This window comes from Streptomyces boncukensis, from assembly GCF_011045075.1.
Classification (GTDB): Bacteria; Actinomycetota; Actinomycetes; order Streptomycetales; family Streptomycetaceae; genus Streptomyces; species Streptomyces boncukensis.
This window is the reverse complement of record NZ_JAAKZZ010000222.1, coordinates 1-11,660: the sequence shown is the minus strand read 5'-3', so window position 1 is coordinate 11,660 and position 11,660 is coordinate 1. Positions and strand designations below refer to the sequence as shown.

Annotated in this window: 10 protein-coding genes; 8 read left to right on the top strand and 2 right to left on the bottom strand. The window is 73.6% G+C overall.

The features are described from left to right. The 5 genes from G5C65_RS20590 to G5C65_RS20570 form a co-directional block, all read left to right on the top strand. A partial coding sequence (locus tag G5C65_RS20590; RefSeq protein ID WP_338146551.1) for a biotin/lipoyl-containing protein occupies nucleotides 1–971 on the top strand: 971 nt, incomplete at its 5' end. Nucleotides 972–1,000: 29 nt separating this feature from the next. Continuing rightward, entirely contained in the window at nucleotides 1,001–2,167 is a 1,167-nt protein-coding gene (locus G5C65_RS20585) for an acyl-CoA dehydrogenase family protein (RefSeq protein WP_165300363.1), read from the top strand. A gap of 13 nt (nucleotides 2,168–2,180) precedes the next feature. After that, entirely contained in the window at nucleotides 2,181–2,945 is a 765-nt protein-coding gene (locus G5C65_RS20580; RefSeq protein WP_165300362.1) for an enoyl-CoA hydratase family protein, read from the top strand. Next, a complete protein-coding gene (locus G5C65_RS20575) occupies nucleotides 2,933–3,568 on the top strand; it encodes a TetR/AcrR family transcriptional regulator (protein ID WP_165300361.1) in 636 nt (211 codons plus the stop codon). Before G5C65_RS20580 ends, G5C65_RS20575 begins: the two co-directional genes overlap by 13 nt. 174 nt (nucleotides 3,569–3,742) lie before the next feature. After that, nucleotides 3,743–5,275, top strand: coding sequence for a Na+:solute symporter (locus G5C65_RS20570; RefSeq protein WP_165300360.1), 1,533 nt, complete (start codon nucleotides 3,743–3,745; stop codon nucleotides 5,273–5,275). Nucleotides 5,276–5,532: 257 nt separating this feature from the next. Here the strand turns inward: G5C65_RS20570 and G5C65_RS20565 are convergent, their stop codons facing one another. Further along, nucleotides 5,533–6,627: a citrate synthase 2 gene (locus G5C65_RS20565; protein WP_165300359.1), complete on the bottom strand. Its 1,095-nt coding sequence runs from the start codon at nucleotides 6,625–6,627 to the stop codon at nucleotides 5,533–5,535. Nucleotides 6,628–6,932: 305 nt separating this feature from the next. Between G5C65_RS20565 and pdxH the strand changes: the two genes are divergently transcribed. Next, nucleotides 6,933–7,556, top strand: coding sequence for a pyridoxamine 5'-phosphate oxidase (pdxH, locus tag G5C65_RS20560; RefSeq protein WP_165300364.1), 624 nt, complete (start codon nucleotides 6,933–6,935; stop codon nucleotides 7,554–7,556). A gap of 360 nt (nucleotides 7,557–7,916) precedes the next feature. After that, complete coding sequence (locus G5C65_RS20555) at nucleotides 7,917–9,458, top strand: PAS domain-containing protein (protein WP_165300358.1); 1,542 nt, start codon at nucleotides 7,917–7,919, stop codon at nucleotides 9,456–9,458. Between the two features lie 159 nt (nucleotides 9,459–9,617). Here the strand turns inward: G5C65_RS20555 and G5C65_RS20550 are convergent, their stop codons facing one another. Further along, the gene (locus G5C65_RS20550; RefSeq protein ID WP_206442070.1) at nucleotides 9,618–10,355 is read right to left on the bottom strand and encodes an SIS domain-containing protein; all 738 of its coding nucleotides are present in this window, start codon (nucleotides 10,353–10,355) and stop codon (nucleotides 9,618–9,620) included. Between the two features lie 211 nt (nucleotides 10,356–10,566). Here G5C65_RS20550 and G5C65_RS20545 point away from each other — a divergent pair, with 211 nt between their 5' ends. Next, a complete protein-coding gene (locus tag G5C65_RS20545; protein ID WP_165300356.1) occupies nucleotides 10,567–11,262 on the top strand; it encodes an iron-dependent transcriptional repressor DtxR in 696 nt (231 codons plus the stop codon). The last annotated feature ends 398 nt before the right edge of the window (nucleotides 11,263–11,660 follow it).

Genomic DNA, 11,660 nt, shown 5'->3' with positions numbered 1-11,660 from the left:
CGCCCCGCCCCTCCGGCCACGCGGTCGAGGCCCGGCTCTACGCGGAGGACCCGGCCCGGGACTGGCGGCCGCAGACGGGGCGGGTGCGGCGGTTCGACGTCCCCGAGGGGGTGCGCACGGACAGCGGCGTGGAGCCGGGCACGGACATCGGCGTGCACTACGATCCGCTGCTGGCCAAGGTCGCCGCGCACGCCCCGACCCGCGCGGAGGCCGTACGCCGGCTGGCGGGCGCCCTGGAACGCGCCCGCCTGCACGCCCCCGCGACCAACCGCGCCCTGCTCGTCCGCTCCCTGCGCCACCCGGAGTTCACGGCGGCGGAGACGGACACCACCTTCTACGAGCGCCGCCTGGGCGAACTGCTCGCGCCCCGAGACGGCGCGGCACCCCCCGAAGAGCGCCTGTCGGCGCTGGCCGCGGCCCTCACCCAGGCCACCCGCAGCGGAACGGTCGGCTGGCGCAACGTCCCCTCGCAGCCCCACCACCGGCGCTACCGCACCGAGCCCGCCGGCCGCGAACACGAGATCCGCTACCGCTGGACGCGGACCGGAGCCCTGCTCCCGGAGGACCAGCCCGGCGTCCGCGTCCTGGAGGCGGGCGCAGAGAGCGCGGTGCTCGAACTCGACGGCGTACGCCGCACCTTCACCGTCGCCGCCTACGAGGACACCGACCAGCTGTACGTCGACTCCCCGCTGGGCTCGTACACGTTCACCGCGCTGCCCCGCCTCCCCGAGCCGGAGCCGGCCCACGAGCCGGGCTCGCTGCTCGCCCAGCTGCCGGGCACGGTCGTCCGCGTGGCGGAGGACCTCGCGGTCGGCGCCCGGGTGCGGGCCGGGCAGCCCCTCCTGTGGCTGGAGGCGATGAAGATGCAGCACCAGGTGGTGGCACCGGCGGAGGGCGTGCTCACCTTCCTGGGCGCCGAGACGGGCCAGCAGGTGGAGTCGGGCGCCGTCCTGGCGGTCGTCACGTCATAGACACAGAGCAGGCAGCGAAGGGAGACCTCATGCCCGACCCGATGGAGAGCCAGGAGCTGCGCGATCTGCGGCAGGCCGTGGCAGCGCTCGGCGCGCGCTACGGCCGCCGCTACTTCGAGCGCGTCACCCGCGAGGGGGCGCAGACCGCCGAACTCTGGGCGGAGGCCGCCGAACTGGGCTACCTGGGCGTCAGCCTGCCCGAGGAGTACGGCGGGGGAGGCGGCGGGATCGCCGAGCTGTCCGCCGTCCTGGAGGAGCTGGGCGCCGCGGGCTGCCCGCTGCTCATGCTCATCGTCTCCCCGGCGATCTGCGGGACCGTTCTCGCCCGCTTCGGCACCGAGGAGCAGAAGCGGCGCTGGCTGCCCGGACTCGCCGACGGCACGCGCAAGCTGGCGTTCGGCATCACCGAGCCCGACGCGGGCTCCAACGCGCACCGCATCACCACCACGGCGCGCCGCGAGGCGGCAACCGGGGACTGGCTGCTGACCGGCCGCAAGGTCTTCATCTCCGGCGTGGACATCGCGGAGGCGACCTTGATCGTCAGCCGGACGGAGGACGCCCGCACGGGCCGGCTGAAGCCCTGCCTGTTCCTCGTGCCGCGCGAGGCGCCCGGCTTCGCGTTACGCCCGATCGAGATGGAGGTGCACGCGCCGGAGCGGCAGTTCGAGCTGGTGCTGGACGAGGTGCGGCTGCCGGGCGACGCGCTGGTCGGCGACGAGGACGCGGGGCTCCTCCAGCTGTTCGCCGGGCTCAACCCGGAGCGCGTCATGACGGCCGCTTTCGCGCTCGGGATGGCGCGGTACGCGATCGGCGCGGCGGTCGGCTACGCCCGCACCCGCCAGGTGTGGAAGGAGCCCATCGGCGCCCACCAGGGCATCGCCCATCCGCTCGCGCAGGCCCATATCGAGGTGGAGCTGGCCCGGCTGATGACGCAGAAGGCCGCGCTGCTGTACGACGCGGGGGACGACGCGGGCGCGGGCGAGGCCGCGAACATGGCCAAGTACGCGGCGGCCGAGGCGTGCGTCAGAGCCGTCGACCAGGCCGTGCACACCCTCGGCGGCAACGGCCTGACCGCCGAGTTCGGGCTGGCGCGGCTGATCACGGCGTCGCGCGTGGCCAGAATCGCCCCCGTCAGCAGGGAGATGATCCTCAACTATGTGTCCCACCAGAGCCTCGGCCTGCCGAAGTCGTACTGAGGGGGAGGAGACGATGTCCCAGGAACCGGTGGATGACCCGGTCCGCACGGCCGTCGCGGACGGCGTCGCCACCCTCACCCTCGACGCGCCGGGGAACCGCAACGCGCTCTCCGCGCGCCTGGTCGCCGGGCTGTACGCGGCGCTGGAGCGGGCGGAGGCGGACCCGGGCACCCGCGCGGTGCTGCTCACCCACACCGGCGGCACGTTCTGCGCGGGCGCGGACCTCAAGGAGGCCCGGGAGGGCACCGCGGCGCCGCTCTCCCTCGCCGCCCTGCTGCGCACGGTCGTGGCCTTCCCCAAGCCCGTGATCGCACGCGTCACCGGCCATGTCCGGGCCGGCGGGACCGGGCTGCTGGCCGCGTGCGACATCGCGGTGGCGGGGCCGGGGGCGACGTTCGCGTTCACGGAGGCGCGGCTGGGGCTGGCGCCCGCCGTGATCTCGATGCCGGTGCTGCCGCGTGTCGACGCCCGCGCCGCGGCCCGCTACTTCCTCACCGGCGAGCGCTTCGGCCCCGCCGAGGCCGCCCGGATCGGGCTGGTGACGCTGGCGGCCGACGAGGTGGACGCGGCGCTGGAGCCGGTGCTCGACGGGCTGCGGCGCGGCTCGCCGCAGGGGCTCGCGGAGTCGAAGAAGCTGGTCAACCGGGAGGTGCTGGAGACCTTCGCACAGCAGACCGACGAGCTCGCCGCGCTGTCCGGGCGGCTGTTCGGCTCGGAGGAGGCCCGCGAGGGCATGACGGCGTTCCTGGAGAGGCGGGAGCCGCGATGGGTGCCGTGAACATCCGCGGGGCCGCCCCCCAGCAGGACCGCGGCCCCAAGCAGGACCGTGGCCCCAAGCAGGACCGCAGCCGCGCCACCCGGCGCCGGCTGCTGGAGTCGGCCGTGGAGTGCCTGGCCGCGCACGGCTGGTCGGGCAGCACGGTCACGGTCGTGGCCGGGCACGCGGGGGTGTCGCGGGGCGCCGCGCAGCACCACTTCCCCACCCGCGAGGACCTGTTCACGGCCGCCGTGGAGTTCGTCGCCGAGGAGCGCTCCCGGGCGCTGCGCGAACTCCCGCGCCCCGCCTCGGTGCCCGAGGCGGTCGACACCCTGGTCGGCCTCTACACCGGCACCCTGTTCCGCGCCGCGCTGCAGCTGTGGGTCGCCGCGTCCAACGAGCCGCAGCTCGGCCCCCGGGTCACCGCGCTGGAGGCGCGTATCGGCCGGGAGACGCACCGGATGGCGGTCGAGCTGCTGGGCGCCGACGAGCGGCGCCCTGCCGTCCGCGAGACCGTGCAGGGCCTGCTCGACATGGCGCGCGGGCTGGGGCTGGCCAACCTGCTGACGGACGACGGCGCACGGCGCGCGCGGGTGGTCGCGCAGTGGGCGGCCCTGGTGGAGGAGGCGCTGGCCGGCGGCTGAGGAAGCGCCGGGTCCGCTGTCGGCCCCGCTGACTCCCATTCACGTCAACGGATGGGAATCAGCGGGGCTTTCGCCCAGTACGCAGTCTTGACGGCCCTATAGGGCACTTCTAGTGTGACGGCACTGTTCAGCGGTATGCCACAAGTTCATGTTAGTGAACGATGAGGAGCCGTCATGTCCGGTCTGGACTGGGTCGTAGTCGGCGCGTACTTCTGCGTCATGATCGGCATCGGCCTGTGGTCGTCGAAACGCATCGAGAACGTCGCGGACTTCTTCACCGCGCGCGGGCGCATCCCGTGGTGGCTGTCCGGCATCTCGCACCATATGTCGGGCTACAGCGCCATCATGTTCGTGACCTTCGCGGCGGTCGCGTACGACTACGGCGTCACCATCTACTTCTGGTGGCCCCTCACCATCGGACTCGGCATCGGCGTCGGGGCCTTCCTCTTCGCACCCCGCTGGAACCGGCTGCGGGCCAAGCACGGCGTCAACTCCCCCCTCGAATATCTCGCGGTGCGCTACAACCTGCCCACCCAGCAGGTCCTCGCCTACAGCGGGGCGCTCCTCAAGGTGGTCGACATCGCGGCCAAATGGGTTGCCATCGCGCTCCTGCTCCAGGGCTTCGCGGACATCCCGCTGGTGTGGGGCATCGGGCTGACCGGCGTGAGCACGATGCTCTACATGGCGTTCGGCGGGCTGTGGGCCGACGTCCTCACGGACTTCGGGCAGTTCGTCATCCAGTTCGTCGCGGGCATCGCCATGGTGGTCGCCGTCATGGTCCATCTGACCGGCTTCTCCACGCTGTGGACCATGTGGGGCGACCTGCCCTCCAGCCACAGCGACCCGGTCAACGGCCCGGTCACCACCACGCTCATCCTGGCGTTCCTGCTGGTGAAGACGTTCGAGTACAACGGCGGCATGTGGAACCTGGCCCAGCGCTACATGTCGGCCCCCTCCGGCTCGCGGGCCCGCAAGTCCGCGCTGCTCTCCAGCGCCCTGTGGCTGGTCTGGCCGTTCATCCTCTTCCTGCCGATGATCGCCGCCCCGCTGATCGTGCCCGGCGTCGAGAACGGCGAGGAGTCCTACATCAAGCTGGCCCAGGAGCTGCTGCCCACCGGCATGATCGGCCTGCTGCTGGCGGGCTTCTTCTCGCACACCATGGCGATGGTCGCCTCCGACTCCAACGTCATCACCGCCGTCATCACCCGCGACCTGGCGCCGGTGTTCGTCCCGAGGGTGCGCGCGCTCGGCGAGCGCGCGCAGCTGCTGTTCGCCCGGATCACCACCGTCGCCTTCGTGACGGTGAGCATGCTGCTGGCGATCGTCAGCGACCCGGACGGGTTCATCATGACCGTCGTCGTCAACATCGTCGCCGCGACGATGGGCCCGATCTCCATCCCGCTGATGCTGGGCCTGCTCCCGTGGTTCACCCGGCACGGCCCCTGGGCGGCGATCACCTCCTGGGCCGGCGGCCTGGGCGTCTGGTCCTATCTGTACTGGGGCGTGCCGGACGAGGACGTCACCCAGGCGATGACGGTCGGCTGGCCCCTCGTCACCTCACTGGTCCTCTACGTGGTGGTCGGCCTCGTCAAGCCGGAGGGCACCCCGGAGGGCGACGCGCTGATAGCCACCCTGGACTCCGACCCGCCGCCGGTGCCTCCGGCCGCCGAGCGCTCGCCCTCCCCGCCGGAGACGCCGGTGCGGTAGGGGACGTCCGGGGGGGCATGGTTGCCCTCCGTCGGCCTGCCGGCGCAGCCGGGACGGGGCTGCCCCTGCCTGCTGCGGACTGTGGACTGCGGCCGGATTGTGGCTGGTCGCGCAGTTCCCCGCGCCCCTGACGGGGCGCCCCGTCAGGGGCGCGGGGAACTGCGCGCGCAACCACAGAGCACCCGCGGACTGCGACGCACCGGCCGGGGCAGCCCCCGGCCAGCACGATCCGCCGGACACGGGAACGGACCGGACGCTCAGCCCTCCGCGGAGCCGGGGATGGCACCGGGGTCCCGGGGGCCCGGCCCCACATACCGGGCCGACGGCCTGACCAGCCGGCCCGTCCGCTTCTGCTCCAGCACATGCGCCGACCACCCCGCCGTACGGGCACAGGTGAACATCGACGTGAACAGCCGCGCCGGAACCTCCGCGAAGTCCAGCACGATGGCCGCCCAGAACTCGACGTTCGTCTCCAGCACCCGATCGGGCCGCCGCTCCCGCAGCTCCGCCAGCGCCGCCCGCTCCAGCGCCTCGGCCACCTCGTACCGCGGCGCGCCCAGCTCCTTCGCCGTACGCCGCAGCACCCGCGCCCGCGGGTCCTCCGCGCGGTAGACGCGGTGCCCGAAGCCCATCAGCCGCTCGCCCCGGTCGAGCTGCCGCTTCACGAAGGCGCGCGCGTCCCCCGTCCGCTCGATCTCCTCGATCATGCCGAGCACCCGGGACGGCGCCCCGCCGTGCAGCGGCCCGGACATCGCGCCGACGGCGCCGGACAGCGCCGCCGCCACATCCGCGCCGGTGGAGGCGATGACCCGGGCCGCGAACGTGGAGGCGTTCATGCCGTGCTCGGCCGCCGAGGTCCAGTACGCGTCGACGGCGGCGACGTGCCGCGGATCCGGCTCGCCGCGCCAGCGGCGCATGAACCGCTCGGTGATGGTGTCGGCCTTGTCGATCTCGCGCTGCGGCACCATCGGCAGCCCCTGGCCGCGCGCCGACTGGGCGACGTACGACAGCGCCATCACGGCGGCCCGCGCCAGGTCGTCCCGCGCGGTGCCCTCGTCGATGTCGAGCAGCGGCTTGAGGCCCCACACGGGCGCGAGCATCGCCAGCGCGGACTGCACGTCGACGCGGACGTCGCCGGTGTGCACGGGGAGCGGGAAGGGCTCGGCGGGCGGCAGGCCCGGGTTGAAGGAGCCGTCCACCAGCAGGCCCCAGACGTTCCCGAAGGAGACCCGGCCCACCAGGTCCTCGATATCCACACCCCGGTAGCGCAGCGCGCCGCCTTCCTTGTCGGGTTCGGCGATCTCCGTCTCGAACGCGATAACCCCTTCGAGTCCGGGTACGAAGTCGGACATACAGGTGGCTCCCTCGTCAATGCGGCTGCTGATCGATGCCGTCACTCCGGTCATGCCCGGTCCGGCTGTTGCTCACCCGCTGCGAGGTCGAGGCCCTTGCTCCGGGTTCCCGCCCCGTACGGACCGGTAACCCTATCTGCCGTCCGGGCAGACTGTCTGACCGCGCGCGGGGCGCATGCTGCAAGATAAACGGCGTGCCACACGCTGACCATGCGGACCACGCCGCCAACGAAGCTGACACCACTCCCACCACTCCCACCACTCCCACCGCTCCCACGACTCCCAGCACCCTCGACCCGGCCGAGATGCGGTCCCACTACCGCACCCGGGGCCTCGCGGAGCACGAGCTGGCCCCCGATCCGTTCCAGCAGTTCACACGATGGTTCGACGACGCGTCGGCCAGTGGGCTGCACGAGCCGAACGCGATGATCGTCTCCACCGCGGACGCGCGGGGCCGCCCCAGCTCCCGCACCGTCCTGCTGAAGCAGTACGACGAGCAGGGCTTCGTCTTCTTCACCAACTACGGCTCCCGCAAGGGCCGCGAGCTGGCGGAGAACCCGCAGGTCTCGCTGCTCTTCCCCTGGCACGGCATCGCCCGCCAGGTCATCGTCTCCGGCACGGCGCGGAAGACCGGCCGCGACGAGACCGCCGCGTACTTCCGCACCCGCCCGCACGGCTCCCAGCTCGGCGCCTGGGCGAGCGAGCAGTCCTCCACGGTGGCCTCGCGGGAGGAGCTGGACGAGCTGTACGCCCAGCTGGCCGAGCGCTATCCGGAGGGCGAGGACGTCCCCGCGCCGCCCCAGTGGGGCGGCTTCCGGGTGCAGCCGGAGACGGTCGAGTTCTGGCAGGGGCGGGAGAACCGGCTGCACGACCGGCTGCGCTACGTCCGCAAGGGCGCGGCCTGGGACGTGGAGCGCCTCTGCCCCTGAGGGCCGGCAGCACAGGAACGGCCCGTGGGCTGCTCCCCTCACCAGCCGGCTGCTGGCGAAGGGCGCCGGTCGGACGAGTCCGACGAGCCCACGGGCCGGGTGACTGCTCTGGATTGGCCGGAGGCCGGCCGCACAGCGGTGGACGGCCTAGGCCGCAGCCACCTCACACGTCCGCTGATCGATCATCAGTCGGATCACCTCCTTTCCTGTGTGCCCGGCACGCTATGCGCCCCCGTATCCGCCCGCAAACGAATTTCGGGGCGGCAACGATTTTCCCGAATCCGGTGTGCGCTGGGTCACGTTCGAGTTGAATGAAGCCTGCACGCGGTGGCGTTCACGCACAGCGCAGGGGGTGCCGAGGTGGCGGCTCAATCCAGGACTCACTCCGCTTCGTCTCCCGAGGGCGGCGGATCGGGCGGCCCCGGCAGTCCCGGTAGCCCCGGGAGTCCCGGCAGCGCGCCCGGCGCGGGTGACGAGTCGCTGCTCGCGGCCCTGCTGGACGGCATGGACGCGGCGCTGTGCGCCTTCGACGCCAAGGGCGTCGTCACCCACTGGAACCGCGAGGCCGAGCGGATGCTCGGCTGGACGCCGCAGGAGGCCGTGGGCCGCCGCGGACTGGCCGGGTGGGCCCTCCGCGCGGCGGACGCGGAGGACGTCGAGGGGCGGCTGCTGGGCGCCATGGAAGCGCCGGGGCGGCAGGTGCACGAGTGCGCGCTGGTGACCAAGGACGGCGGCCGGGTGCTGGTGCGTATCCAGTCCTCCGGCGTCACCGGCGCCGACGGCCGCGCCCGGGGCGTCTACTGCGCCTTCAGCGAGGCGCACACCCAGATCGACCTGGAGCGCTCCATCGCGCTGAGCGAGGCGCTGCTGGAGGACGCCGCCTGGGGGGTGGTGCTGGTCGACGCCGATCTGCGCCCCGCCGTCGCGAACGCGTCAGCGGCCCGCGCCTTCCAGGCGCTGTCCAGCACGGCCATGCTGGGCCGCCCGCTGGGCGAGCTGCTCGAACAGGGGGTGGAGGACCTGGAGGGCGCCCTCCAGCACGTGCTGGCCCAGGGCGCCCCGCCGGCCCCCGCCGAGATCTGGGTGCGGCTGCGCGGCGCGGAGCCCGCCGAGGGCGCGGAGCCCGCCGGGGGCGCCGAGGGCGCCCCCGGGCCGCTGGCGGCGGGGGGCGGGGACGGCGGCGAGCAGAGCCGTCAGCGCTGCTGGCGCTGCGGCTTCCTGCGGCTGGCCAGCCCGCTCGCCGAGGAGCCGGTGCCGCTGGGGGTGGCCTGGCTCTTCCAGGACGTCACCGAAGCGAAGCTCGCCGAGCGGGACGCGGCGCGGCTGCGGTTCCGGGACACCCAGTCGAACCGCGCCGCGCGCGCCGCCGCCGAGTGCGAGGACCCCATGGAGGCGGCGACCGTCCATCTGGACTTCGCCCTGGCGGGCTTCGCCGACCACGCGCTGCTCGACGTGCTGGCCGACCCGGACCCCGGGCGCGGGCCGGCGCGCGCGCCCCGTCTGGTGCGGGCCGCGCTCACCCCGACCGGGGCGCGGGGCCGCGACCCGGGGATCGAGCCGGGCACGGCCAGCGGGCTGCCCGTCGCCTACCCGGAGCGGCACCCCGCGCTGCAGGCGTACCAGTGCTGCGGCTCGGTCCGCACCAGCGCGGGCACCCCGGCCGCGGCCCCGGCCCCCGCCCCCGTGCCCGAGAGCTGGGCGCGGGTGCGCAAGTGGCCGCAGGGCACCGTGCACGGGCTGTGCACGGTGCTGCGCAGCCGGGGGGCGACGCTGGGCGTGGTCACCTTCCTGCGCGACGCGGGCCGCCGCCCGTTCGACCGTGCCGACGCGGCGTACGCGGAGAGCGTCGCGGCGCACGTCGCCTCCTCGGTCGACCTGGCCCGCCCGGCGGAGGCCCCCTAGGACGTGTGCGGCGGAGCGTGCCGGGCCGGGGCTGCCCCTTGCCGTTCCGTCGCGGGGTGCGCGCGGGGTGCGGGTGCTCATGGGCTGGGCGCGCAGTTCCCCGCGCCCCTTCGGGCGCACCGGTGCGCCCCGTCAGGGGTCACTCGGAGACGGCCCGGCTCAGCGGTAGAGGACCTGGTCCGCGTACTGCTCCATGACCTGCGCGTTCCAGTCGTGGCCGCCGTCGACGTTCCCGGACCGGAGCAGCGGCGGATCGATCCCGCGCTCCGCCAGCTCGCCCGCCGCCGTCGCCACCAGGGCCTGCATCATGGCGCTGGTGACGACCGTCGAGGCGGGTGCGAAGCGGGTCGCCACGCCCTCGGCGGTCAGCTCCGCGTCCCCGACCGGGATCCGGCTGTCGAGCACCAGGTCGCAGTGGTCCTTGAGGAAGGTGCCCGTGGTGTGCCGGGAGCGGGTCTCGCTCGCGTACGCCACGGAGGTGACGCCGACGACCCGCAGCCCGAGCGCCCGCGCGTTCATGGCCAGCTCGACGGGGAGCGCGTTGCGCCCGGAGAGCGAGATGATGATCAGCAGGTCCCCGGCGCGGGCCGGGCTGGAGTCGAGCACGGCGCCCGCGAGCCCGTCGACCCGCTCCAGCGCGCTGCCGAGCGTCGCCGGGCGGACGTCGACACCGACGGTGCCCGGAACGGTGAGCAGGTTCAGCACGGCGAGGCCGCCCGCGCGGTAGACGACGTCCTGCGCGGGGAGCGCGGAGTGGCCCGAGCCGAACACGAACACGCGTCCGCCCTCGGCGACGGTGTCGGCGAGCAGCGCGCCCGCCGCCCCGAAATTCTTCGACTCTCCCTCCCTGACCTGCTGCAACAGGCCGATGGCGGCGTCGAAGAAGGCGCCTGCCAGACCGCCGTCCGAGCCGTGTGGACCCTCTGCGGCAGCCTCCGCGGCAGCGCCGCGGCCGTCCTCGCTCTTCGTCACGCCGCACACGGTGAGGTCTGGACCTCTACCCTGTCAATAGCGCAATCCAGCCGTGCGCCGCCGGGGCAGGACGGTTGTCAGCGCGATACGTCAGAATTGGTTTCGGGGCCACCGCACGAGCTGACTAGGGGCGCGCATGTCCGGACTCATCGACACCACGGAGATGTACCTCCGTACCATCCTGGAGCTGGAAGAGGAGGGTGTGATCCCCATGCGCGCCCGGATCGCCGAGCGCCTCGACCAGAGCGGCCCCACGGTCAGCCAGACCGTGGCCCGGATGGAGCGGGACGGGCTGGTGACGGTCGCCGGGGACCGCCATCTGGAGCTGACGGACGACGGCAGGCAGCTGGCCACGCGCGTGATGCGCAAGCACCGGCTGGCCGAGTGCCTGCTGGTCGACGTGATCGGCCTGGAGTGGGAGCAGGTGCACGCTGAGGCGTGCCGCTGGGAGCATGTGATGAGCGAGGCGGTGGAGCGCCGCGTCCTGGACCTGCTGCGGCACCCCACCGAGTCGCCGTACGGCAACCCGATCCCGGGCCTGGAAGAGCTCGGCGAGAAGGCGGAGGCCGACCCCTTCCTGGACGACGGCCTGGTGAGCCTGAACGAGCTGGAGACGGGTGCCGACGGCAAGACCGCCGTGGTCCGCAGGATCGGCGAGCCGATCCAGATGGACGCCCAGCTGATGTACACGCTGCGGCGGGCCGGTGTGCAGCCGGGCGCCGTGGTGAGCGTCAACTCGGGCGCGGCGGGCGGTGTGCAGGTCGGCAGCAGCGGCGAGGCCGCCGAGCTGGACGCCGATGTGGCGGCGCACGTGTTCGTGGCCAAGCGCTGAGCCGTATCCGGCGCTGAGCCGTGTCCGGCGATTCCGCTTGGTCCTCCGGTCCGGCCCGGGAGGGCCAAGCGGAATCGCCGGTTACGCACTCAACCCCTGCTCACTCGTCCGCGTCTCCCCGGGAGACCCGGCCGAGGCGCCACACGCGCCTACCCGAGTCACGCGTGTAGTGCAAGGGGGCGCACACCATGCGCCGCACCTTCCCAATTGGTCCTTGGGGTATCAGAGTTGCCGGAATGCGAGCGGCGGCGTGCGTACCGTGCGACGCTGTCGCAGGGGACAGAACAGCCGCACACCGGGCGGAAGGGGAGCCGTCGATGCCGTGTTCCGCGCGGGACCGTGACAGGCGGCCCACAGCCAGGGCCCCGGCGCCATCTGCCGCCGGGGCCCCGCCTCCC